This is a genomic window from Buchnera sp. (in: enterobacteria), assembly GCF_056343165.1.
This window is the reverse complement of the sequence record NZ_JBWHTS010000001.1, coordinates 215,265-239,962: the sequence shown is the minus strand read 5'-3', so window position 1 is coordinate 239,962 and position 24,698 is coordinate 215,265. Positions and strand designations below refer to the sequence as shown.

24 protein-coding genes and 1 tRNA gene are annotated in these 24,698 nt (G+C 24.9%); 3 read left to right on the top strand and 22 right to left on the bottom strand.

Annotated elements, in window-relative coordinates; genetic code table 11:
• Positions 1-33: 33 nt before the first annotated feature.
• The 12 genes from yajC to ydiK form a co-directional block, all read right to left on the bottom strand.
• Entirely contained in the window at positions 34-369 is a 336-nt protein-coding gene (gene yajC, locus ACTP5B_RS01255; RefSeq protein WP_464829416.1) for a preprotein translocase subunit YajC, read from the bottom strand.
• 20 nt (positions 370-389) lie between these two features.
• Positions 390-1,505, bottom strand: a complete 1,116-nt coding sequence (gene tgt / locus ACTP5B_RS01250) for a tRNA guanosine(34) transglycosylase Tgt (protein WP_464829285.1) — start codon at positions 1,503-1,505, stop codon at positions 390-392.
• A gap of 50 nt (positions 1,506-1,555) precedes the next feature.
• A complete protein-coding gene (gene queA, locus ACTP5B_RS01245) occupies positions 1,556-2,629 on the bottom strand; it encodes a tRNA preQ1(34) S-adenosylmethionine ribosyltransferase-isomerase QueA (RefSeq protein ID WP_464829283.1) in 1,074 nt (357 codons plus the stop codon).
• Between the two features lie 26 nt (positions 2,630-2,655).
• On the bottom strand, positions 2,656-2,970 hold the full coding sequence (locus ACTP5B_RS01240) for an integration host factor subunit alpha (RefSeq protein ID WP_464829281.1): 315 nt from the start codon (positions 2,968-2,970) through the stop codon (positions 2,656-2,658).
• Between the two features lie 4 nt (positions 2,971-2,974).
• The gene (gene pheT, locus ACTP5B_RS01235) at positions 2,975-5,359 is read right to left on the bottom strand and encodes a phenylalanine--tRNA ligase subunit beta (protein ID WP_464829280.1); all 2,385 of its coding nucleotides are present in this window, start codon (positions 5,357-5,359) and stop codon (positions 2,975-2,977) included.
• Between the two features lie 9 nt (positions 5,360-5,368).
• On the bottom strand, positions 5,369-6,358 hold the full coding sequence (gene pheS, locus ACTP5B_RS01230) for a phenylalanine--tRNA ligase subunit alpha (RefSeq protein WP_464829278.1): 990 nt from the start codon (positions 6,356-6,358) through the stop codon (positions 5,369-5,371).
• A 202-nt stretch (positions 6,359-6,560) separates the two neighbouring features.
• Positions 6,561-6,917, bottom strand: coding sequence for a 50S ribosomal protein L20 (gene rplT, locus ACTP5B_RS01225; protein WP_464829276.1), 357 nt, complete (start codon positions 6,915-6,917; stop codon positions 6,561-6,563).
• A gap of 42 nt (positions 6,918-6,959) precedes the next feature.
• Complete coding sequence (rpmI, locus tag ACTP5B_RS01220; protein ID WP_464829274.1) at positions 6,960-7,157, bottom strand: 50S ribosomal protein L35; 198 nt, start codon at positions 7,155-7,157, stop codon at positions 6,960-6,962.
• A gap of 85 nt (positions 7,158-7,242) precedes the next feature.
• Positions 7,243-7,782: a translation initiation factor IF-3 gene (gene infC, locus ACTP5B_RS01215; RefSeq protein ID WP_464829414.1), complete on the bottom strand. Its 540-nt coding sequence runs from the start codon at positions 7,780-7,782 to the stop codon at positions 7,243-7,245.
• A gap of 3 nt (positions 7,783-7,785) precedes the next feature.
• On the bottom strand, positions 7,786-9,714 hold the full coding sequence (gene thrS, locus ACTP5B_RS01210; protein ID WP_464829273.1) for a threonine--tRNA ligase: 1,929 nt from the start codon (positions 9,712-9,714) through the stop codon (positions 7,786-7,788).
• A 193-nt stretch (positions 9,715-9,907) separates the two neighbouring features.
• On the bottom strand, positions 9,908-10,954 hold the full coding sequence (locus ACTP5B_RS01205) for a 3-deoxy-7-phosphoheptulonate synthase (protein ID WP_464829271.1): 1,047 nt from the start codon (positions 10,952-10,954) through the stop codon (positions 9,908-9,910).
• A gap of 362 nt (positions 10,955-11,316) precedes the next feature.
• Positions 11,317-12,399 (bottom strand): AI-2E family transporter YdiK, encoded by a 1,083-nt coding sequence (gene ydiK / locus ACTP5B_RS01200; protein ID WP_464829270.1) that lies wholly within the window; start codon positions 12,397-12,399, stop codon positions 11,317-11,319.
• Positions 12,400-12,640: 241 nt separating this feature from the next.
• Between ydiK and ACTP5B_RS01195 the strand changes: the two genes are divergently transcribed.
• Positions 12,641-13,030 carry a HesB/IscA family protein gene (locus tag ACTP5B_RS01195; RefSeq protein WP_464829269.1) on the top strand — a complete coding sequence of 130 codons (390 nt, stop codon included), beginning with the start codon at positions 12,641-12,643 and terminating at the stop codon, positions 13,028-13,030.
• A 4-nt stretch (positions 13,031-13,034) separates the two neighbouring features.
• On the opposite strand, the gene tyrS is transcribed toward ACTP5B_RS01195, so the two are convergent.
• From tyrS to ACTP5B_RS01145, 10 genes are all read right to left on the bottom strand, one after another.
• A complete protein-coding gene (gene tyrS / locus ACTP5B_RS01190) occupies positions 13,035-14,303 on the bottom strand; it encodes a tyrosine--tRNA ligase (protein ID WP_464829267.1) in 1,269 nt (422 codons plus the stop codon).
• A gap of 154 nt (positions 14,304-14,457) precedes the next feature.
• Positions 14,458-16,638: a replication restart helicase PriA gene (priA, locus tag ACTP5B_RS01185; protein ID WP_464829266.1), complete on the bottom strand. Its 2,181-nt coding sequence runs from the start codon at positions 16,636-16,638 to the stop codon at positions 14,458-14,460.
• Positions 16,639-16,658: 20 nt separating this feature from the next.
• The gene (gene nth, locus ACTP5B_RS01180; protein WP_464829264.1) at positions 16,659-17,291 is read right to left on the bottom strand and encodes an endonuclease III; all 633 of its coding nucleotides are present in this window, start codon (positions 17,289-17,291) and stop codon (positions 16,659-16,661) included.
• Between the two features lie 7 nt (positions 17,292-17,298).
• Positions 17,299-17,985, bottom strand: a complete 687-nt coding sequence (locus tag ACTP5B_RS01175; protein WP_464829263.1) for an electron transport complex subunit E — start codon at positions 17,983-17,985, stop codon at positions 17,299-17,301.
• Positions 17,975-18,607: an electron transport complex subunit RsxG gene (gene rsxG, locus ACTP5B_RS01170; RefSeq protein ID WP_464829261.1), complete on the bottom strand. Its 633-nt coding sequence runs from the start codon at positions 18,605-18,607 to the stop codon at positions 17,975-17,977. Before rsxG ends, ACTP5B_RS01175 begins: the two co-directional genes overlap by 11 nt.
• A complete protein-coding gene (locus ACTP5B_RS01165) occupies positions 18,604-19,644 on the bottom strand; it encodes an RnfABCDGE type electron transport complex subunit D (protein WP_464829259.1) in 1,041 nt (346 codons plus the stop codon). Before ACTP5B_RS01165 ends, rsxG begins: the two co-directional genes overlap by 4 nt.
• 48 nt (positions 19,645-19,692) lie before the next feature.
• Entirely contained in the window at positions 19,693-21,207 is a 1,515-nt protein-coding gene (rsxC, locus tag ACTP5B_RS01160; protein ID WP_464829258.1) for an electron transport complex subunit RsxC, read from the bottom strand.
• Between the two features lie 48 nt (positions 21,208-21,255).
• Positions 21,256-21,762, bottom strand: coding sequence for an RnfABCDGE type electron transport complex subunit B (locus tag ACTP5B_RS01155; protein WP_464829412.1), 507 nt, complete (start codon positions 21,760-21,762; stop codon positions 21,256-21,258).
• A 2-nt stretch (positions 21,763-21,764) separates the two neighbouring features.
• A complete protein-coding gene (rsxA, locus tag ACTP5B_RS01150; protein WP_464829256.1) occupies positions 21,765-22,346 on the bottom strand; it encodes an electron transport complex subunit RsxA in 582 nt (193 codons plus the stop codon).
• Positions 22,347-22,448: 102 nt separating this feature from the next.
• Positions 22,449-23,072 carry a riboflavin synthase subunit alpha gene (locus ACTP5B_RS01145; RefSeq protein WP_464829255.1) on the bottom strand — a complete coding sequence of 208 codons (624 nt, stop codon included), beginning with the start codon at positions 23,070-23,072 and terminating at the stop codon, positions 22,449-22,451.
• 156 nt (positions 23,073-23,228) lie between these two features.
• Between ACTP5B_RS01145 and ACTP5B_RS01140 the strand changes: the two genes are divergently transcribed.
• Positions 23,229-23,302, top strand: a tRNA-Val gene (locus tag ACTP5B_RS01140).
• A gap of 30 nt (positions 23,303-23,332) precedes the next feature.
• Positions 23,333-24,658 (top strand): tRNA lysidine(34) synthetase TilS, encoded by a 1,326-nt coding sequence (tilS, locus tag ACTP5B_RS01135; RefSeq protein ID WP_464829410.1) that lies wholly within the window; start codon positions 23,333-23,335, stop codon positions 24,656-24,658.
• Positions 24,659-24,698 lie beyond the last annotated feature (40 nt).

Here is a 24,698-nt window from a genome sequence, read left to right as displayed (position 1 = left end):
ACTATTAAATATAGTTTAATTTAAAAACAAAAATCATAAAGATTTTAAAGTGCCTTTAGGTAACGATGATGCTATAAAATCTTTTTTTATAAAAACTTCAGTAGTATCATTTAATTGAAGTAAAATATACCCATTTTTTGTAATTTTTTTTATACGTCCTAATAAGCCACTATTTGTTATAATTTCATCTCCCTGAGCAAGAGAATTCATAAGATTTTTATGTTCTTTATCTTTTTTTTGTTGAGGACGAAAAAGCATAAAATAAAACACTAGCAAAAATATTATAACCATGAATATTAAAGAATATGAATTACTACTTGACAATGTTTCATTTACTGCAGCATTAGCGTTCTGAATAAAAAACATTATTTTTGCTCCCTAAAATTATATTATTCAAAATCAATTTTATTTTTTTGCTGATAAAAATTAAACATAAACTCACTAAACTTATTTTTTTTTATTGCATTTCTTATATTAAACATCAATGTCTGATAATAATGTAAATTATGTATAGTATTTAAACGGGCTCCTAATATTTCATTACAGGCATCTAAATGATGTAAATAAGAACGAGTATAATGTTTACAAGTATAACAAGTACAAGTACTATCTAAACAAGATAAGTCTTCTTTATATTTTTTGTTTCTAATTTTAATGATACCATTTTTGACAAATAAATATCCATTTCTAGCATTTCGAGTAGGTATAACACAATCGAACATATCTACACCACGATTTACCCCTTCGATTAAATCTTCTGGTTTACCTACACCCATTAAATATCGAGGTTTATTTTTTGGTATTTGAGGACAAACATGTTCTAATAATTTATACATTTCTTTTTTTGGTTCTCCAACAGCTAAACCACCTAATGCATATCCATCAAAATCTATTTTAACTAGTTCTTTTAAAGATACATCACGTAAAGATTTATATATTCCTCCATGAATAATTCCGAATAATAAATTTTTATTTTTATATAAATCGAAATACAAACGACTTTTTTTTGCCCAATTTAGTGATCTTTCCATTGCATTTTTTGTTCTTTCCCAATCTTTTGTATATGGAATACATTCATCAAAAACCATAACAATATTCGAACCTAAATCTAATTGGACTTTCATAGAAATTTCGGGAGTTAAGAAAAAATTCTTTCCATTAATAGGATTACGAAAAAGAACTCCCTCATCATTAACTTTACAAAATCGTGAAAGACTAAAAACTTGAAATCCTCCAGAATCAGTAAGAATAGGTCCTGTCCAATGCATGAAATCATGTAAAGTTCCATGTAACTTTATTATTTCAGTTCCAGGTCTAAAATGCAAATGAAATGCATTAGCTAAAATAATCTTACTTCCTGTTTTTTCAATTTCTTCTGAACTAATACTTCTTATCGAACCATAAGTGCCAACTGGCATAAAAATAGGTGTTTCTATTATTTTTTTGTTAAAATTAAATATACCATATCTAGCATTTCCATCTTGATGTAAAATTTGAAAATTCATTTCTTCTCCGTAATTCTGATAATATTTTTATAAATTATTGTTGAAAAATACTAAACGATAAACTTTTCATACGGAGCTAATTTATTATAAGTTATGTACATCGCATCACCATAACTAAAAAAATTATATTTATTTATTATTGCTTCATGATAAGCATTCATTGTATTTTTATATCCTAAAAAAGAAGAAACTAACATAATCAATGTTGAATTAGGAAAATGAAAATTAGTAATTAATGCATCAACAATATTATGTTTATAACCAGGATATATAAAAATATCAGTATTGCTGATAAAATCCTGATTTTTATACCATGCATATGAATGATATGCACTTTCTAGAGCACGAAGTGTACTGGTACCAACTGCAATAATACGACCACCTTTTTTTTTACAAGATTGAATTTTTTTAATTACTGAAGAAGAAACTTCAACCGCTTCAGAATGCATGACATGTTCTTCTATTTTATCTGTTCTAACAGGTTGAAATGTACCGGAACCTATATGAAGAGTTATATAATCTATATCTACACCTTTATTATATAATGTATCTAATAAATTTAAATCAAAATGCAATCCAGCGGTGGGTGCTGCTATAGAACCTATTTTTTTTTTATATACAGTTTGATATAATTCAAAATCCAGTTTATTTTTAAATCTTTTAATATAAGGTGGTAAAGGAATTTCTCCAATATTGTTAATGATATCAATAGCTGAATCAATATTATTATGAAAAAATATTTTAAAAAAAGAATTACTATGATCAATAACAGAACATTTTATTTTTTTTTTATATCCAAAAAAAATATAAGTTCCAATATTGATATTTTTAGAATTTCTGATTCTTACTAGTATATTATTCAGATCTAATATTTTTTCAACTAAAATTTCAACTTTTCCTCCACTTTCTTTATATCCAAATAAACGAGCAGGAATAACTTGAGTATCATTTAAAATAATTAAATCACCAGAATTAATTTCATTGACAATGTCAAAAAAATGTTTATGAGATAACATTCCAGTATGTCCATATACAACCATCAAACGACATTTACTACGAATAGAACAAGGATAAAAAGATATAAGTGATTTTGGTATATTAAAAGAAAAATCAGAAAGTTGCATGCTGTGCTTCTTTTTTAAAAAATGTTTTAATGATTTAAGCAATCATTATTTTTGATTAGATGATTATCAATTTTACTTTTTAGCTTTTGACCGGCTTTAAATGTAACCACTCGTCTAGCTGTTATAAGAAAAACTTCTCCTGTTCTGGGATTTCTACCTGGACGAGATTTTTTATTCTTAACTTGAAAATTGCCAAATCCAGATAATTTGACGTCTTCTCCTTTTTCTAAGGATTTTCTAACTTCTTCAAAAAAAAATTCTACGAATTTTTTTGATTCTTTTTTAGTTAATTGTAATTTTTCAAATAAATTTTCCGAAATTTCAGATTTTGTAAGTACCATAATTTTATTTCCTCAAGATGGCTTGAAATTTTCTCTTCAATACTCCTATACAATCGTTCATCATTAAATTAATCTCATTATCTTGTAAAGTTCTTGTTTGACTTTGAAAAATAAAACTAATTCCTAAACTTTTTTTATTATTATTAAATTCTTTGCAAGAGTATACGTCAAATACATTAATTTCTACTTTTTGATTAATAAAAAACTTTTTACATTTTTCAATAACAGTATAGACGGCAATATCTTCTGATATTAATATTGCAATATCACGTCGAATAGTAGGAAATTTTGAAATCTCGCGGATTTTTAATGGCTTTAAATCTGAAAAATTACTTAGTGATATTTCAAATAAAAAAGTAGGACTATTTATATTTAATTCGGTTTCTAACCTTGGATGAATAGCGCCAATACTGCCAATTAAAAAATTTTTAAAATATATAGATGCACTTTGTTTTGGATGTAATCCAGATATCGTTTCACATCGGAATTCTATATCGTTTAATTTGCATAATGATTCTAATACAGATTCTAAGTCACCTTTTAAATCATAAAAATCCATTTTTCTTATTTTATAAAACCAATTTTCTTCAATATAATTACCACTTATAGCTCCTGCCAAAAAAACTTCTTGTTTAACACCAAGATTTTCTGTTTTATCTATTGCAAAACAGAGTCCACTTTCAAAAATACGAATACTTCGTTGCTGACGATTTTTATTATAAGAAATATTTTTAAGTAAACCAGGCCATAAGGAGATCCGCATACATGACATATCTTGAGAAATAGGATTAGATAATAACAAATTTTTTTTATTTGAGAAAATTAAATTTTGTATTTTAGGATCAATAAAACCATAATTTATAACTTCATAATAACCTTTATGAGTCAATATAATAGCAGATTTATCTAATAAAGAATCTGTTAATTCACTTTTTTTAACATAATTCACACATTCTTTTAATGGAATTGAAAAAATATTATTATATCCATATATTCGAAGTATATCACTAATTACATCTTCTTCAATGAGTATATCAAATCGCCAACTAGGAGGGATAACATCCCAAAATTTTTCTTGAAATTTTAAATTATAACCAAGATTGCATAAAATATTTGAAATAATAGTTGGATCAATTAAAAATCCTGCTATTTTATTTAATTTTTTATGATTTAATCTTATTGTATTATCGCATGTAACTAAATTTATTTTTTTTCCACTAATAGGTCCAGAAATACCGCCACATATTTTTATAATTAAATCAGTAGCATATTCGATAGCATAATTTTGCAGCAATGAATCAACACCATAATTGTAATATTCTAGCGTTTTATTAGAATTAAATTTTTTTATAATATAAGGAATAGATGTTTGATTAATCAAAGATGAACTTAAAAATATATTTTTAGTATTTTCATTCATATCAATAATATTAGCGTTAATATTTCCAGGAAGAGACAATATTTTATTTCTATCAGAAAAAACCAATATATTTTTATTTAAACTTATTGTAATATTATTTTTTAAAAATATATTTTCTTTATCTTTTGCCATGCGAACTATAATAGAACCTTCTATATGATCTAAATTAAATACGTTTAATGGTTGTCCAAGTTCAATTAGTACGTAGTTAATAATATTGATGATAACATTTTCTGATAAAAAATTAGAAAAAAACAATTTTTTCTTCATCCAAAAAGGTGTATCAACATTTATATCAATATTTTTAATAACTCTTCCAAGAAAATTCATGCATTTTTTTTTCGATTGAATATCAACGTCAATTTTTTGATCAATAATTACAGGAACTGATTTATATATTAAAGGAGATATTTTTAAATTATTTATAGCTGCTATATTACGTGATAAACCTAAAATACTTAAACCATCTGGACGATTTGAGGTAACGGAAACTTTGATGATATTATCATTTAATAAAAAATAATCATTGACATTTATTCCTATAGGTACTGTTTCAGGAAACTGAATAATTTTGTTATCGTTCAAAAAAATACCTAATTCAAAAAAAGAACATAGCATTCCCTCAGATAACTCTCCTTTTATAAATCTTTTACTAATTACAATGTTTTTAGGTAACGTAGAACCAATAGTAGCAACTGCTACTTTTATACCGCTAAAACAATTAGGTGCTCTACATACAATGTTTAATAATTTTTTTTTACCTATATCTACTTTTAAAATTTTTAAATTATTAAACTCCGCATGAAAAACACACTGAATAATTTTTCCAACTACAACACCTTGAAATTCAGACTCAAAACGCTGAATACATTCCACTTCAATACCCGCACTAGAAATTTGCTCATGTAAAATTTTGCTATCAACATTAGGATCTATCCATTCACGTAACCAGTTTTCACTAAATTTCATTTTATCTCACTAATTATATTTAAATTGATTTAAAAATCTTATATCGTTTTCAAAAAAAGATCGGATATCGGATATTCCATAGCGTAACATTATCATTCTTTCAATACCTATACCAAAAGCGCAAGCAGAATATATGCTTGAATCAACATCAACATTTTTTAAAACATTAGGATGCACCATTCCACATCCTAATATTTCTAAAGGTTTTCCATGATGATCAATAATATCCACTTCTGCAGAAGGCACAGTGAAAGGAAAATAAGATGGACGAAATTTAATACAAACATCTTTTCCAAAAAAATCATATAAAAATTCGTATATGATCCATTTTAAATTAGAAAAATTAATATTTTTATCAACTATTAAACCTTCAATCTGATGAAACATAGGTGTGTGTGTAATATCATAATCATTACGGTACACTTTTCCAGGAAAAATAAATCGAATTGGAGGTTTTTCTTTTTTCATAATACGTATTTGCATGCTTGAAGTTTGAGTTCTTAACAATCGAACATTATCAAACCAGAAAGTATCGTGATTGTCTCGAGCCGGATGATTTTTAGAAATATTTAAAGCATCAAAATTATGATATTCATCTTCTATTTCAGGACTATTTATGGATTGAAAACCTAATTTTAAAAAAAAATTTTTTATATAATTAATAGCATTTGTTATAGGATGTAAATAACCATTTTCAATACGACGTCCAGGTAAGGACACATCAATTTTTTCTGATTTAATACGTTTTTCTAAAATAGACTCGGTTAATTTTTGTTTTTTTTGATTAATTTTACTGATGATTTCTTGTTTTTTTTTATTTATGATAATACTGTATTTCTTTTTTTCTTCAAGAGAAAAATTTTTTAATTTTTTCATATAAGAAGTCAATGTGCCTTTTTTACCTAAACATTTAACACGAATTTCATCTATTTCTTCTATTGTTTTTGAATTTTTTATATTCATTTGAATAATTTCAAAAAATTGGTTTAAATTTAACATTTTATGGACTTTTTATTTTATTAATTTTGAATTTATATTTAAGATACTAAAAAGCTCCCATAAAGGAAGCTTATTTTACTTAGGCTAATAAGTTTAGACTAATAATTTTAAATTTTAAATATATAAAAAAATTTCATTATATATTATCAATTATTTGAAGTGGAGGGGAGAGTGATTTCCCCTCTTATATCAAATTTGATATTTACAATAAAGCTTCTTTTGATTTTTTTACTAATGCATTAAATGAAAAAATATCAAATACAGCAAGATCAGCCAATATTTTTCGATCAATATTAATTGAAGATTTTTTTAATCCGAAAATAAAATTACTATAAGACATTTTGCTTTGACGAACAGCAGCGTTAATACGTGAAATCCATAATTGACGGAATTGTCGTTTGCGTTGTCGTCTATCACGATAAGCATATTGACCAGCTTTAATTACTGCTTGACAAGCAACTCTATAAATACGTGAGCGAGCTCCATAGTAGCCTTTTGCTTGTTTTAATATTTTTTTATGACGAGCGTGGGCAATTACCCCACGTTTCACACGAGCCATTTATGCTCTCCTATTCGTAAAATCTTAATAAAATAAGTTGATTTACGCATATGGTAAAAAAGATTTAACTCGATCTATATCTCCTGTAGACACTAAAATCTTAGGACGAAGATGACGTTTTTTTGATGTTGTTTTTTTTGTTAAAATATGACGTAAATTCGCTTGTTTACGTTTAAATTTACCGGACGCAGTTTTTTTAAAACGTTTAGCTGCGCTTTTTAAAGTTTTAATTTTTGGCATAAACTATTTCATTTTAATTATAAAAATATAAAAAATCGTTTTAAACAATTTATTTATTAATTCTAAAGAATCTAATTAATAACTATTATTTCTTTTTAGGAGCTAAAATCATTATCATTTGTCGACCTTCAATTTTAGATGGAAAAGATTCTACAATTGCTAATTCAACTAAATCATTTTTAACTCTATTTAGCATATCAACACCAATTTTTTGATGTGCCATTTCGCGCCCCCTGAATCGCAAAGTAATTTTTGCTTTATCTCCATCTTCTAAAAAACGTATCAAATTACGTAATTTCACTTGATAATCACTTTCATCAGTTCCTGGTCGAAATTTTATTTCTTTTATTTGAATCACTTTTTGTTTTTTTTTCTGTTCCTTAGAAGATTTACTTTTTTCATATAGAAATTTTCCATAATCCATAATACGACAAACAGGAGGTTCAGCATTTGGGCTAATTTCAACTAAATCTAATCCTAATTCTTCAGATTTTTCTAAAGCTTCGCGTAAATTTACTATGCCCATTTGATCACCTTCAACGCCCGTAAGACGAACTCTAATAGCACGTATTTCACTATTGATTCGATTAGGGCGTGTTAATTGAATTCTTTTTCCACCTTTAATACTTTATTCCTCCATTTGATAAAAGTTACGAGTAATAATTTCTTTTTGTAACTTTGTAATAAAAACGTCAATATCAATCATTCCGAAATTATGACCATTTCGATTCCGAACAGATATTTTTTTAGAATTAACTTCTTTTTCACCGCAAATTAATATATATGGAATGCGACGTAACGTATGCTCTCGAATTTTAAAACCTATTTTTTCATTTCTCAAATCAGATTCTATACGAATATTCATATTTAAGAATTTTTCAAGTAATTTTTGAACATAATCTATACTAACATCAGTAATACTAATTATTACCACTTGTATTGGAGATAACCATGTTGGCAAATTACCTGAACACTCTTCAATCAATATACCAATAAATCGTTCTATTGAACCTAATATAGCTCTATGAATGATTACGGGAACTTTACGTTTATTTTTTTCATCAATATAGAATGAATTTAAACGTAATGGCAAATAAAAATCAAGTTGAATTGTGCCGCATTGCCAATTGCGATCTAAAGAATCTTGTAAAATAAATTCAATTTTAGGCCCATAGAAAGCACCTTCTCCTAATTGATATTCAAATGATAAATGATTTTCTAGCAACATATCAGATAAATCTTTTTCTGACTCATTCCATAAAGAATCAGTTCCAATACGTTTTTCTGGACGAGTAGATAATTTAACTAATATTTTTTTAAAATTAAAAAAACTATACAAATCATATATCATTTTAATACAATCGTTAATTTCAGCACGTACTTGTTCTCTGGTGCAAAATATATGAGCATCATCTTGAGTGAAGTTACGCACTCGCATCAAACCATGTAAAGAACCTGAAGGTTCATTACGATGACAACTTCCAAATTCTGCCATTCGGATAGGCAGATCTCGATAAGATTTTAATCCATTATTAAAAATTTGTACATGTCCAGGACAATTCATTGGTTTAATACAATATTCTCGATGCTCCGATGATGTAGTAAAAATAGCATTTTTATAATTATCCCAATGTCCACTTTTTTTCCATATTAACTTATCTATTAATAATGGTGTCTTAACTTCTTTATATTTATACTCTTTTAATTTTAATCGAACAAAGTTTTGTAATTCGTTAAAAATAATCCAACCTTTATTATGCCAGAAAATCATGCCTGGAGATTCTTCTTGTGTATGATATAATTGAAGAAACTTTCCAATCCTTCTATGATCTCTTTTGTCTATTTCATTTAAATAGTTAAGATGTTTATCTAGTTCGTTCTTATTAGACCATGCAGTACCATAAATACGCTGTAACATTTTATTTTTTCTATCGCCTTTCCAATAAACACCTCCAATTTTCTGTAATTTAAAATATTTACAAAATTTTATATTAAAAACTTGTATTCCCATATCAATATCTGCAAAATCTTCATGAAAATACAAAGACACTTTATTTTTACAACTATTTTTTTTATTTATTAAAGAAACTTTATATCCTTCAAAACGTTTTTGAAACAATTTTTTCGCTTTGGAATAAGAAACTAATTTATTAAAAATATCATATTCTTTTTTTATTAGATTCTTCATATTATTTTCCAATAAAACAAGATCTTGTTCGGAAATTGTACTTTCAAAATCTACATCGCAATAAAAACCATTTTCTGTAATATTACTTGTAGCGATCTGTGATAAAGGCCATATATTTTTTATAGCATAACTTAGAAGTTGAGTACAAGAATACCGAATAATATTTAATGCTTTATGATTCTTTTTATCAATAAATTCTATAAAAGAATCTTCTTCTATCAAATTATTTAAATTTGAAAAATGACTGTTAATAGAAATCGCAACAAGAGATTTAATAATATTAGGTTCTTTGTTTTTAATAATGTCTATTAATGAAACAGAATGCTCGTACACCTGCTGACTTCCATCACAAAATCTTATTACAGGCATTCTTAAATCCTTATAATTAAAAATATTAATTGTTTATTATCCGTGATGAAATTAATTATTCATCAAATGTTTACTTGCTATAGGTTCTTGTATAAAAAATAATTTTATCAATAGAAGAATATAAAGACATCTTTTTATAAAAAGTTTACAATTGATAAAACGATGCTAGTCAAATTTTTGACTAGCATATAAATTAAAAACGAGCATCTACAGCATCTGCTAATTGTTTAATAATTAAAGTGCTATCTTTCCAATTTAAACAAGCGTCAGTAATTGATTTACCATATATTAATGGTTGATTATTGGTTACTTTTTGAAATCCTTCTTCTAAAAAGCTTTCAATCATAACACCAAATATAGCTTTAGAACCATGATAAATTTGATTCGATACAGAATTAGAAACATTTTTTTGACGGAGGTGTTCTTTTAAACAATTACCATGACTAAAATCAATCATTAAATGTTCTGTTAAATTAAACTCACGCAAATGTTTTATTGCTGAATTAATATCATCAGAGTGATAATTAGGAGAACGACCACCTCGCATAATTATATGACCATATGGATTTCCGCTAGTATGATTAATTGTCATTTGTCCATCTTTATTAGGCGCTAAAAATAAATGCCGAACTTTTGCTGCACGAATCGCGTCAATTGCAATACGTATATTGCCATCAGTACCATTTTTAAAACCTACTGGACAAGAAAGAGCTGAAGCCATTTCTCTATGAATTTGACTTTCAGTTGTTCTTGCTCCAATAGCACCCCAACTAATTAAATCTGCGATAAATTGACCTATGACCATATCGAGAAATTCTGTTGCTGCTGGCATTCCTAATGCATTAATATCTAATAATAATTTACGAGCTACAGATAATCCATGATTAACTCGAAAAGTTCCATTTAAATCTGGATCTGAAATCAGACCTTTCCATCCAACAACTGTTCTTGGCTTTTCAAAATATGTACGCATTATAATTTCAAGACGTTCTTTATATTTTACTCTTAATTCATATAATCGATGTGCATATTCTACTGCAGCGATAGGATCATGAACTGAACATGGACCTATCACAACAAGTAATCGTAAATCTTGTCCAGTCATAATACGAGCAATATTTTGTCTTGTAGCAATAACAGTATCCATAATATCTGAAGTAATCGCATATTTCTTTGCTAATTCAGCCGGGGTTATTAATGGATCAATCCGTATTGTACGTAGTTCATCTGTTTTTTTCATTTTGTTCTCTAAATGAATTTTTATTCTGGAAAGAATATGAAGATTTCATAACAATCAAAAAAACTAACCAGTCATAATCTCATTTCTAATAGTTTTTTTAAAATACTTCATAGAAAAAATTTTATAATATTAGGGAGAAGAATTTTTAATAGTATACTTTAAATAATATAACAGAAGTTTCAAACAGGAAAAAATGAAGATCAAATCTTAAAGAAATTATAGTTATACAATATGATCAGTTTTCTGTTTAGTGATTGCTAGATATAAATAGATTACATTTAGTATATTATCATAATTTAGAATATATTTAATTAAAAGTGTTTATTTTATCTATCATCTTAACATTAATATTAATTAAAATTTTATTTTAACGATGTATTTTCTAAGAAAGATGCAATTGAAATTCCATACATCCATGATATTATTAACCGATAAAATATTACCAATACCACTGGACCAACAAACAAGCCAATCATCCCAAAAGTTAACAATCCACCAATGACTCCAGATAAAATTAGTAAAATTGGTAAATCAGCCCCTATACGTATAAAAAATGGTCGAAGTACGTGATCAAGTATAAATACAAGACAACTCCAAATTAATAATATTGTACCCCAATTAGTATGATTATTCCAATAAAGCCATGTAATTGAAGGTATTAAGATAGGCAAGGGTCCTAATTGTATTAAACAAGAAAAAAAAATTATTATCATTAAAAAAGCCCAATAAGGAACACCAGAAATCAACAATCCTATTCCGGATAGTATAGCTTGAATTAAAGCTGTTACCGCAACACCTAATGCTACAGCTCTAACCGCTTGAGTAGCCAATAAAATAATAGCTTCACCATTTTTTTCACTAAGTCGAAATGCAAAATGACGAATAGCATTACCAATTTTTTCGCCATTCCAATATAATAAAGCACTAAAAAATAACATAAGTGTTAAATGTACAAAAAATAATCCGCAATTTTTAGCTTGAATTATAAAAAATTCAGTTGTACGTCCCATATAAGGTCTTACTTCTCGAATTAATTTGCCTCCATCACTATCTAATAATTCCTGATAACTGATAAATATTTTTTTACCAATGATAGGAATATCTTGCAACCATACTAATTCTGGAAATTCTAGAGCATTTGAACGGAACCAATGAATAATAGGTATACTTGTTGCAATCAAGCTATTTACCAAAAAAAACACTGGCATAATAAATAAAAGAAGTAAAATTACAATCATAATTAATACAGCAATTGAACGTTTTCCACCTGAAAATTTTTGTATTTTTAACATAAGAGGCCAAGTGGCGATTACAATCATACTAGCCCAAGAAAATCCTAATATAAATGGATGAATTACTAAAAAACTTATCACACCCATAGAAATAATAAATATCAGTGATAAAATAGACTGCGATAAATCCATTTTCTCTTTTGGATTTTGCATATAATTGTTGTACCTCAATATTTTTATATTATAAATAATTTTTTTTAAAATTAATGTAATTTAATAAAAAAATTTTATATTTCTGAATAGAAATAGAAAACAATTATAGCATTAAAATTTATAAAATAATTAATAAAAAGAATATTGTTTAAAATACAAATACTTATTTATAATAGAAGTTAATTTTGAACAAAATTATTTTTCTATTTCTACAAATATATTTTTAATAAAAGAGACAATTATGAATAAAAAATTTAGAATTAATTTACAAAATGAAAATACATGGAAAAAAATTTCAATAACTAAAAATGCTATAAAACAAATTTTATTTCTGATTAATTTAAGTTCTGATAATATAGGAATAAGAATAAGCATAAAAAAATCAGGATGTGCAGGATTTCGCTATATCATGAAATTAATAAAATATTCAGATTTTAAAAAAGAAAAACACAAAAAAGAAATTAGTTTTACTTATGAAGGTATTCCTATATATATATATTCTAAAGATATACCGTTTCTAGAAGGAATTGAAATAGATTTTGAAAAAAATGAAATCAATAAAACATTTAAATTTTACAATGCTAAATTAGAAAACTTTTGCGGTTGTGGCGAAAGTTTTTCAATTAATTAAAAAATTACCAACATAATAAAAAATGATTTTTTTTACCTCTAGATAATAAAGTAAACTTTCCAAATAATTTATCTTCTTTATTAAAAATATGATTTTTTCTGATTTTTTTAGTATTAATAGATATTGAATTTGAAATTATCATATTTTTAGCTTGAGTGCGAGATTGTGCTAATGAAGTCAAAACTAGTGCTGCTTGCAAATCTTTTATATTATTAACTTTAATGAATGGAATGCCATCTTGTTGCAATTGTTCAAAGTCAGACTCTTTAATACTAGTGATATTTTTTAAAAACAAAAATTCTGTAATCCTTTCGGCCGCTAGTAATTGTTCTTTTCCATGAACTAACTGAGTAATCTTCTTTGCAAGAAAAGATTTGTCTTGAATAATTTGATTTTGGAGATGTTTTTTTTGTTCTCTTTTATTAATTTCTGACATTTTTACAAAAGTGAAGATTTTTAAAAAGTAATAAACATTAGAATCTTCTATATTCATCCAAAACTGATAAAATTTATAAGGACTAGTTTTGTTTGAGTCTAACCATATAGTCCCTGATTCTGTTTTTCCAAATTTAACACCATTAGACTGAATAAGCAGAGGCACTGTTAAACCATATGCTTCTTTTTTAGATTTTCGATTTATTAAATGCATTCCTGAAGAAATATTTCCCCATTGATCTGCTCCTCCGATTTGAAGATCCACCTCATATGTTTTGTTTAATATAAAAAAATCATATGCCTGTAATAAATTATAAGAAAATTCTGTAAATGAAATACCTTGATCTGGTCTTGTGATGCGTTTTTTAACTGCCGCTCGATTAATCATAGTATTAATTGAAAAATATTTTCCAATATTCCTCAGAAATGATAAGATATTCATCTTATTAAACCACATATTATTATTCAGTAATAAAGCACTATTTCCCCCACAATTAAAATCTAAAAAAAAAGAAATTTGCTTGCTAATTTTTTCTGTCCATACATTGATATTGTTATTAGAATTAAAAACACGTTCTTTTTCTTTAAAACTAGGATCTCCAATTAAACTTGTAGCTCCGCCTATTAATATTATAGGTCTATGACCTGCCATTTGGAATCTTTTTAAAGTAATTAAAGGCAAAAGGTGACCTATATGAAGACTTTCATCTGTGGGATCAAAGCCACAATAAAGAGAAATGGAATTTTTTTCAATGAGCTTGATTAAATTATCTTCATTTGTGATATGAGATATTAAACCTCTATCCCGTAATCTTTCAATTAAATTCAATTCACTCATTAAAGCCTCTTTTTAAATGTAAATAAAAAATATTTTTAAATTGATTTGAATTACATATTTTATATTAAAATATTTTATTCTAATTTTATTAGAACTTCAATGAGTAAAAATAAAATTAATAATTATTTATTAATAATGTATTTTTTATCTAATTTTAAATAGATTCAACATCTATAAACCATTTGACTCGTTGGGAAATAGTAAAAATACTAATTAAATCAATACATTCATTTAACATTTTATTAAGCAGAAAACGTGAAGAACATTCAATTAACAATTTATGAAAATATTTTTTTTTATTTTTTAATAAAGAAATGTAGCAAGGACCTATAAAATATAAAAAACAATTATATTTAAGGGACTTTTTTTGTAAAATTTTACGCATTAAATTTAAAAAAAATATATTATTTTCCGCGCATAAACTTTCCGAATAAACAATACTATGAAAACTCCAAGGAGGCAATGAAAAACTTTTTCTAAAAGATAACATTTTTCTTGAGAAAAAAAAATACCCATTATTAGATATTTCTTTTAAATTTAAATCATTAGAAAATGATGTTTGTATCAATATTTTAAATGATTTTTTTATACTCTTAGTTAACTGACTTAAATTAATATAAAATTGAGCAAAGTATTCCATAGAACGAAAATCAAACGACAGAAAATAATGATCAATACAAATTAAAACAATTAATTTTGTATGAGGGAAATAGTAGTTTTGAGAAATTTCTTCTGTTGTAATAATAATAGAAGGACTAGAAATAGAAAATTCAAAAATCTTTATGTTTAATGTATTTTTATTTATTTTTTTTTTATTTAATAAAAATAATAAAGTTCTCTCTGGAAAAATATCTTGGATTTTATTTTTAATTCCTTCTATATCTGTTTTGATTATAACTAAAGAGAAATATCCACAATTGTAACAAAAAATTGGTTTTTTAATTTTAATTAAACAAAATTTACAAAATAAAATATTGCGATATTTATTAATTTCTAAATAATTATTACAGCTTTTACATTCAAATATCCAATTACATTTAGTACATTGTAATATAAAAAAAAACAAACTAAATTTATTAAAAATTAATAAAATTTGTTTTGTTTGAAAATTTTTATAAATTTCATTGATAAGAGTCAATGTCAAACCAAATTTTATTTTTTCTTTTTTCAAATCGATAATGCTATTATTGAATTTATTCAAATGAATATATTTATACAATTTTATATAAAAACATTTTTTATGTAAAATATTATATAAAGTTTTTAATGAAGGAGTTTCTGAATCTAAAATGATAGGTATGTTTTCTTTATATGCTCTTAATACACTTAAATCTCTAATATTGTATCTACATTGATCAGTATTTTTATATTTTATATTATGTTCTTGAAGGAAAATAATAACACCTAATTTTAAAAAAGGTAAAAAAATACTTTTTCCTGTTCCAATAACAATAGAATTTTCACCGTTTTTTGTTCTAATCCAATTTTTTAAGTATTTAGTACCGGTTAATTTTGAATGTATTATATCAATAGATACGTCAAAATATTTTTTTAAAAAAAATAAAATTATATTTATGTTTTTAATGTAAGGAACTAAAATTAAAATTTGCATATCTTTGTATAAGACTGAACGAATTAAACCTAAATAAAACTTGACTCTGGAATATAAATTAATCTGGGTTAATAACCAAGATGAAAAATGTTTCTTTATTAGAATATCATTTAAAACCATTAACGTTTTTTTGTTTAAAAAAAATTTTTTTTTAAATTTTAATATTTTTTTTTCAGAAAAAAATTTATGATAAACATTTTTTTTACATAATTCTTGAACTTCTAATTTTTTTAAAATAATTTGAGATAAATTATATTTTTTTAATTCCGTGCTTAAAATGTTATTTTTCTTTAAACAAAGCAAAGCATATAATTGTCTGTTTCTTTTTTTAAAATATTTTAATTCTAATTCTTGACCTTTTTTTGTTATACTCCACTCATAAATATATTTATCTTTTATCACATAATTAGAATGTAAAATCTTTGGTAAAATAGAAAAAAATAAACTTCCAATAGGACAATGATAAATTTTGCTTATCCACTTTATGATGTTTAACATTATACCTGTATAGAGTGATTTGTTATCAATCAATAATTTAACATATTTCAGATTTAATCGATTTATATCATCTTGTTTATAAACAGAAACTACGATACCTATTATATATTTAGAATTAAAAGGAACTAAAATTCGCCCCCCAATAATAGGATACATAAAATCGGGTATAAAATACTTAAAATATTGTCTAATTGGAATAGGCAAAACAACTTTTACAATAATCACTTGTATATCCATAAAATATATTAAATTTTTTTTTTATTAAATTCACACAATTTAAATATTAAACATATATTACATCTAATTTTCCTTGCAGTACAAACATATCGGCCGTGTGAAACAAACCAAGAATGGAAATTTAATTTAAAAATATTTGGCACTACTTTAATCAATTTTTTTTCAACTTCTTCTACATTTTTTCCTTTAGCAAAATTAGTGCGATTTGATACTCTAAAAACATGTCTATCTACAGCAATAGTTTTCTTTTTAAACAATACATTTAAAATAATATTAGATGTTTTTCTTCCTACACCGGGCAAAGACTCTAATTCAATACGATTATTTGGAACAATTCCACTATATCTAGTTAATATTAAAAAAGAAGTACGAATAATATTTAATGCTTTAGTATTATATAAACCAATATCTTTAATATAATTTTTAAGACGTTCTAATCCTAATGATAAAATTCTTTCAGGTGTATTTGCTTCTTTAAATAATATTTTAGTAGTTTTATTTACAATAAAATCAGTAGATTGAGCTGAAAGAATTACAGATAATAATAACTCAAAATCAGAAGAAAAAACTAATTCTATCTTAGGTTTAGGGTAATTTCTATAAAATAGTGATAAAATTTTATAACGTTTTTCTTTATTCATTATAATCTTATTTTTTAATCTTGTTAGTACACAAACATGTTAAAGTTTTTTTAACTTTGTTTTTTTTATAAAATGAATCTATTAAATTTTTAACCGCAATTAAAAAACCCAATATAAAAAAACCACCAGGTGGAAAAACAGCTAAAATAATAGTAAATTGCTTATTAAGTAGAGTAATACAAAACGAATGATCTATACTAGATATAATTTTATTAGCCCCGAAAAATAAGGTTCCATTCCCTAATATTTCACGTATAGAACCTACTATAAACATAGCTAAAGTTGAACCTAAACCTATTAAAATACCGTCAAAAAAAGATTCTATTACAGAACTTTTATAAGCAATAAGATCTGCACGCCCTACTATAATACAATTTGTAACTATTAATGGTATAAAAATACCTAAAGATTGATATAAATTAAATTCGTAAGCATGAATCAACATCTCTATAGATGTAACGATCGAAGAAATAATCATCATATAAATCGGAATTCTTAAATCTTTGGGTATGATGTTTTTAAAAATAGCGATTACAGTATTTGTAAAAGTTAATACTACAGTAGTTGTTATTCCTAATCCTATAGAATTAATAGAGTTTGTTGTCATTGCTAAAACTGGACATAATCCCAATAATTGTACTAAAGAGGAATTTCTATTCCATAATCTATCATATAAAAAATATTTAATATTCATGAAGACCCTTATTTGAAAAATCAAATGTTAAAGGTATGTTTTTGATAAAAATAACTGTTCTTTTTACAGCATTTGTCACAGATTGTGGCGTTATCGTGGCACCTGTGAATTGTTCAATTTTACCTCCATATTTCTTTAATTTAAAATCATTATCTTCTATAGAAGATACATGCATACCAGTGAATTCCTTGATCCAGTTAGAAACAGATAATTCAATTTTGTCTCCGATACCCGGCGTCTCCCTGTGGGATAAAACCCTTACGCCGATAATTTTTCCATTAAAATACGCTGCTACTAACATATAAATAGAACCAGAATATCCATCAGGTGCTGTAGTTTCAACAATTGCTGCCTCAGGTTTTTCATTTTTAAAAAACAACCATAAATTATGAGTTTTATGATCACCTAAAAATTTATTTTGAATTTTATACGTTCTTTTTTTTAATGTGCGATATATATGAGCAGGAAAAACTTCCTCTAATAATTTTATTTTTTCTTTTTCTTGTTGCTCAATAATTTTATTATTTGTAATTTTATTTATTAAAACTATTCCTGTTATACAAATAACTGAAAAAAAACTCATTAAAAAAGCATCTCTGAATATTTTTTTTAATTTTCTCATATATTACTGTGACCATATCCAGAAGTTTTTGTATAATGATCTATCAACGGCACAGTCATATTTGCAAACAAAATAGAAAAAGCAATTGCATCAGGATAGTCGCTATAATTTCTAATGATCCACACTAAAACACCAATAATTATACCAAAAAATATTTTACCTATATTAGTACAAGAAGTAGTTACTGGATCTGTAGCTATAAAAAAAGCGCATATCATAGTACCACCGGAAAAAAAATGGACTAGTGGAGACATGAATAATTCGTTTGAAAAAAAATAAGTTATAATTGATAATATTCCTAAAGAACATAAAAAACTTACTGGAATTCGCCAACAAATAATTCGTGTAAATAATAAAAAAACACCACCTAAAAAAAAGCTTATATTTATATATTTCCAACTATTTCGAATAAAAATTTTTTTATTTTTTAATCCTTTTTCTCCGGATAAAAAATTATTTTTTAAATGAGATTTAATCTTAAAATCATTCAAAGGAGTAGCTTCTGTAAAAGCATCAGGAATAATCTTTAAATCACTTTTATTTATACTATTTACACCATTTGAAAAAATAATAGATGTAGATTGTTTAAGATCATTAAAAAAAGAAACAGAAAAATCTCTTTCGGGCCAATTATTCATATAAATCGGGAAAGATATTAATAATACCGCATATCCAACCATAGCTGGATTAAATATATTTTGACCAAGTCCACCATATAAATGTTTAGCAATAACAATAGAAAAAAATAAACCAATAATTATTATCCACCAGGGAAGTAAAGAAGGAATACTAACTCCAAATAAAATCGAAGTTAAAACTGAGGAATTATCCTGTAAATGAATTTTAATTTTTTTACAACGGATCTTTAAAATAATAATTTCCAACAATAAAGCAACTAATATCGAAAATAAAATTTGCACTACAGCACTGCTGCCAAAAAAGTAATATTTAGCAAAAATACCTGGAATACAAGCTATAACAACTAAAAACATTATTTTTCTAGCACTATAAACATTATATATACGAGGAAAGTTCATTTTTTTTCTTAAATTATGTATGTGTATAAAACATATTTATATGAAAATTTATTTTTTAGACCGCATGCGTTCTATTGCATCTTGAACTGTTTTTTTTCGTATATTTTTTTGCATTAAAGCACAATTTTTGTTATTCATATTAATCATTAATTTTTCTTCTAATAATCGTTTTTTTCTTTTTTTAAATCGGCTCAATGACATTTTTTTACGAAAATCATCCAACTCAATATTTTTTAAAATAATTTTCTCTTTTTTAAAATATTTTACTAAAGGAATATAACTAGGACATACTTTTTCACATGCTTTACATTCAATACAATCTAAAATATGATATTTTTTTGATTTTTTATGATCTTTTTTTTTACTATACCAATAAAGTTGTTGAGGAAGTAAATTTACAGGACATACATTCGAACAATAACTACATCGAATACAAGCACCTTCGATAATATTTTTATATTTTTCTTTTTTGAGGTCAATTGAAATACAATTTATTTTTTTTGATATAGAAAAATTTATATTGTTAATCTTTTCTCCCATAAAGGGACCTCCTAAAAATATAGACTCAATAGAATCTTTGTTTAATTTTTTATTAATTAAAAAATGTTTTATTGGAGTTCCAATTCTGACCCAAAAATTACCAGATAAATAATTCTGGCTACCTAAAAAAGTTATAATGCGTTCTGTTAATGGTTCTCCGTTAATAATCGCTCTTTTTATAGAAAATATTGTAGCAATATTAAAAATAAGATATCCTATATCTATAGAATGCTTTTTATAAGGTATTTCTTTCCCCGTTAAAGATTTAATAAGTACTTTACTACTGCCTCCAGGATATTTATTTTTAACAATACATATTTTAAAACATGATTCATTTTTAATTAAACTATGAATTTTTGAAATTGATCTAATACTATCTTCTTGAACTGCAATAAAAACTGTTTTTATTTTAGTGATCCAACAAATAATCTTGCATCCTATAATTACTTCATCTAGATGATTTTCTATTAAACAATTATCTGACGTTATATAGGGTTCACTTTCCACGGCATTGACAATTAAAGTATGGACTTTATTAAGACTTAAAAATATTTTTTTTGAAGAAGGAAATTGTCCTCCTCCAAGACCAACAATACCCGATTGGTGAATTATTTTAATGAGTTTTTCAGGAGTATATCTTTTGTATTTTTTGATAGGTTTTAACCTAATCCATTTATCTAAATAATCGGGGCGAATTACAATTTTGATATTTTTTATATCTTTTTCTGTAGGATTTGAATCCAAATAAATTTTTTCTATTAAACCTGAAGTTGGTGCATGAATAGGAACATGAAAATTATCGCTAAAAGTTAAAGGTTGTCCACGCAATACTTTTTGATTGCTCTTAACACGTATTTTTTTTTTATAAACATGACTTTCTATAAGAAAAAAAAATTTTTCAGGAAGAGGCGATGATTTTAATAATAAATTATTAGATTTATTTTTTGTAAATAAATATTTTATACCACCCTTAAAATTATATTTTTTTTTATATGAAAAGTAGAAAAAACTATATTTTTCCAAAATTTTATAGAAAAAAAAATTTTAAAAATATTCTTCATCATTATCAAATTAATTTTGTTCATAGATTTCTTTTTTTATTTTAATGCAATTAGTAGGACAATGTAATAAACAAATATTACAACCAGTACAAAATTTCTCTAAAACTGTATGTATAAAATTAGGTGCACCAACTATTGCATCTACTGGACAAAAAATAGCACATTTTGAACATCCAACACAGTTTTTTTCATCAATCCATACGGTAGTATGTCTTTGTTTTTTATCATTTTTAATTAGATTTGTTTTTGGTGCTTCTATACTTAATAAGCTAGCTATTTCTAATACCAGATCTATTCCGCCAGGAATACACTTGTCAATTTTTTCAGAATGTTTTGATATTGCTTTTGCATAAGGATAACATCCGGGATATCCACATTGAGCACATTGACTTTGAGGCAATAATTTATTAATCATTTCTATAGTAGGATCTTCTTTAAATTCGGACTTATAAGCAGTAAAACTTAATATTATTCCTAAAAAAAAAGATAAAACACTAAAAATAAAAATTATTAGCATAATCAAAATTTTATTAAACCCTTAAAACCCATAAATGTAATAGATATTAAACTTACAGTGATTAAAATAATAGGAGCACCTTGAAACGGAAGAGGAATATCAGATAATATTATCCGTTCACGAATGCAAGAAAAAATAATCATTACAAAAGTAAACCCTAATGATGCACTTATACCATAACATATGCATTCTAAAAATGTATGATTTGAATACAAACTAAATAATGGAATAGCTAAAACAGAACAATTAGTTGTAATTAACGGAAGAAAAATTCCGAGTAGACGATATAAAACAGGACTAGTATTGCGTAATACTATCTCTAAAAATTGAACACTTACTGAAATAATTAACATGTAAACTATAACTCTTAAATAAAATAAGTTAAGAGGTAATAAAATAAAAAAATTAATAAACCATAATAAAACTGATGATATGAGCACAACAAAAGTAGTTGCATAACTCATTCCTAAAGCTGTTTCAATTTTACTCGAAGCGCCTAAAAAAGGACATAAACCAAGAAATTTCACTAAAATAAAATTTTCAATTAATATATTAGAAATAAAAAATAAAATATAATGTTTCATTTATAATTCCTATCATTAGGAGTGTTAATTTTATTTTTATTTGATAAAGTAATTTTCTTATTTTATTCGTTAATGATATATTTTAAAATTACTAAGGCAAAACTAAAAAACATATTGAATATTTTTCTTAATCAAACGTTCAGTTGTATCTACAATAGTTTGAGTATAAAAATCAATTTCAACATTCATTAAACTGCCATTTTTTTTATTTTTTATTGTAGTAGATAAGAAAGTATGAGGTATAATATTAACACAAAATTCATTTTTGATAATATCTCCAACTGTAAGACTAATTCCATCAATACAGATAAAACCTTTATAAAAAATATACTTCATTAACAATTTATTTTTCATTTTTAACCATATAATACAATTATCATCTGATTTTAATATCTGAGAAATCTCGGCTGTATTCATAACATGACCAGATATTATGTGACCACCAATTTCATCTCCGTATTTTACTGATCGTTCAATATTAATACTGTCCCCGATATCTAACATTCCTAAATTAGTATTTTTTAAAGTTTCTTCTACAACATCACATGTTATATAAGAATTATGAATTAGTTTAACAGTTAAACAACACCCATTCTGTGATACTGAATCACCTAACTTTAAATTTTTAGAAAAAATAGATGGGATTTTAACTGTATAACTGTAATTTTTTTTTTTCTTTTCTATAGAAACAATAGTAGCTATCCCATGTACGATACCTGTAAACATAATATTGCCTTTAAAATAATATTTTTGCATATGTTATCAATATAACATAAAATTTCTCTATAAATTTCTAGTATTTTAAAAAAATTATTTGTATGTTATATTGAAAATAATATATAATTTAAATCATATAAAAATATTAAGAATTTTTTAATATTTACGTTCGTAGCTCAATTGGTTAGAGCGCTACCATGACATGGTAGAAGTTGGTGGTTCAAGTCCACTCGAACGTATTAAAAACATATTCTTTAGGTAATTTTTATTTGATTAAAAAAACTATTAGTAAATATCCAAACAAATCATTCTTAATAGCCTATAGCGGCGGACTAGACTCCACAGTACTTCTTTACCAATTATTAGAAATAAAAAAACAATCCCATATTAAAATACGTGCTATTCATGTTAATCATAATCTTAATTTAATTTCAAAAAAATGGGCAGAACATTGTAAAAAAATTTGTAGTATCAATCACATACCTTTAATTGTAGAAGATATTAATATTGAAAAAAATACAAAAAATCTTGAAGAAAAACTAAGAATAAAACGATATAATATTATATACAGTTATTTATTTTCTGATGAAATACTTTTAACTGGTCATCATATGAATGATCAATGCGAAACATTTATTTTATCTTTAAGAAGAGGAAGCGGTCCTACTGGTCTATCCGGCATGTCTTTTGAAACTATATTTGGAAGAAATAAAAAAATAGTTCGTCCGTTTTTAAAAAAAACAAAAAAAGAATTGCAATTATGGGCTCATAAAAAAAAAATAAATTGGATCGAAGATTTTAGCAATTTAAACATTGATTATGATCGCAATTTTATACGAAATAAAATTATTCCTGTATTAGAAAAAAGATGGCCTTATTTTATAAAAAATTGTTTTCGTACCACACAGATATGTGCGCAAGAAACGATACTACTAAATTATTTTCTTCATGAAAAAATTAGTGATTTTATACAATTTGATGGCTCGTTAAACATTGAGAGTTTTAAAAATATAAAAAAAGAAATATGTATAGCATTAATTAGATATTGGATTTTATTAAAAAAAATAAAACTTCCGTCTTATAAAAATATTCAATGCATTTATGTTCAAATGATTTTTAGTAAAATAGATGCAAATCCTAAAATATTTTTAAATCGACACGAAATAAGACGTTATAAAAAATCACTGCATTTTATAAAAAAGAAACCTGATATTAAAGAAACATTATTATTCTGGCATAAAACAGATAATAAACTAATACTCCCTAACAATTTAGGATATTTAATAAAAAACAATAATGGAATTATACTCCCTGCACCTAAAAAGAATGAATTAATCAATATTCGTTTTCAACACGAAGGTCAAATTTTAATTTTAGGAAGAAACAAAAAAAGAAAAATAAAAAAAATTTGGCAAGAAAAAAATATCCCTCCTTGGTTTAGAAATCAAATTCCACTTCTGTTTTATAATGATTATTTTATTAGCGCTCTAGGAGTATTTGTTGTTAATATAAAATATCAGGATAGAAAGAATTGGGTGATATCTTGGCAAAATAATTTAAAATTAAATTATAATAATTCGTTTCCGTTTTGTTAGAATATTTTTTAAATAGCATTGAAAATATATTTTTAAAAAT

Coding starts and splice junctions, on each gene's coding strand:
- ACTP5B_RS01175 (WP_464829263.1), bottom strand. CDS start 17,985: ATGAATATTAAATATTTTTTATATGATAGATTATGGAATAGAAATTCC.
- pheT (WP_464829280.1), bottom strand. CDS start 5,359: ATGAAATTTAGTGAAAACTGGTTACGTGAATGGATAGATCCTAATGTT.
- rpmI (WP_464829274.1), bottom strand. CDS start 7,157: ATGCCAAAAATTAAAACTTTAAAAAGCGCAGCTAAACGTTTTAAAAAA.
- thrS (WP_464829273.1), bottom strand. CDS start 9,714: ATGCCTGTAATAAGATTTTGTGATGGAAGTCAGCAGGTGTACGAGCAT.
- queA (WP_464829283.1), bottom strand. CDS start 2,629: ATGCAACTTTCTGATTTTTCTTTTAATATACCAAAATCACTTATATCT.
- pheS (WP_464829278.1), bottom strand. CDS start 6,358: ATGTTAAATTTAAACCAATTTTTTGAAATTATTCAAATGAATATAAAA.
- ACTP5B_RS01240 (WP_464829281.1), bottom strand. CDS start 2,970: ATGGTACTTACAAAATCTGAAATTTCGGAAAATTTATTTGAAAAATTA.
- rsxA (WP_464829256.1), bottom strand. CDS start 22,346: ATGAAACATTATATTTTATTTTTTATTTCTAATATATTAATTGAAAAT.
- ACTP5B_RS01145 (WP_464829255.1), bottom strand. CDS start 23,072: ATGTTTACAGGTATCGTACATGGGATAGCTACTATTGTTTCTATAGAA.
- ACTP5B_RS01205 (WP_464829271.1), bottom strand. CDS start 10,954: ATGAAAAAAACAGATGAACTACGTACAATACGGATTGATCCATTAATA.
- rplT (WP_464829276.1), bottom strand. CDS start 6,917: ATGGCTCGTGTGAAACGTGGGGTAATTGCCCACGCTCGTCATAAAAAA.
- nth (WP_464829264.1), bottom strand. CDS start 17,291: ATGAATAAAGAAAAACGTTATAAAATTTTATCACTATTTTATAGAAAT.
- rsxG (WP_464829261.1), bottom strand. CDS start 18,607: ATGAGAAAATTAAAAAAAATATTCAGAGATGCTTTTTTAATGAGTTTT.
- tyrS (WP_464829267.1), bottom strand. CDS start 14,303: ATGAGTGAATTGAATTTAATTGAAAGATTACGGGATAGAGGTTTAATA.
- ACTP5B_RS01155 (WP_464829412.1), bottom strand. CDS start 21,762: ATGCTAATAATTTTTATTTTTAGTGTTTTATCTTTTTTTTTAGGAATA.
- ACTP5B_RS01165 (WP_464829259.1), bottom strand. CDS start 19,644: ATGAACTTTCCTCGTATATATAATGTTTATAGTGCTAGAAAAATAATG.
- ACTP5B_RS01195 (WP_464829269.1), top strand. CDS start 12,641: ATGAATAAAAAATTTAGAATTAATTTACAAAATGAAAATACATGGAAA.
- ydiK (WP_464829270.1), bottom strand. CDS start 12,399: ATGCAAAATCCAAAAGAGAAAATGGATTTATCGCAGTCTATTTTATCA.
- tgt (WP_464829285.1), bottom strand. CDS start 1,505: ATGAATTTTCAAATTTTACATCAAGATGGAAATGCTAGATATGGTATA.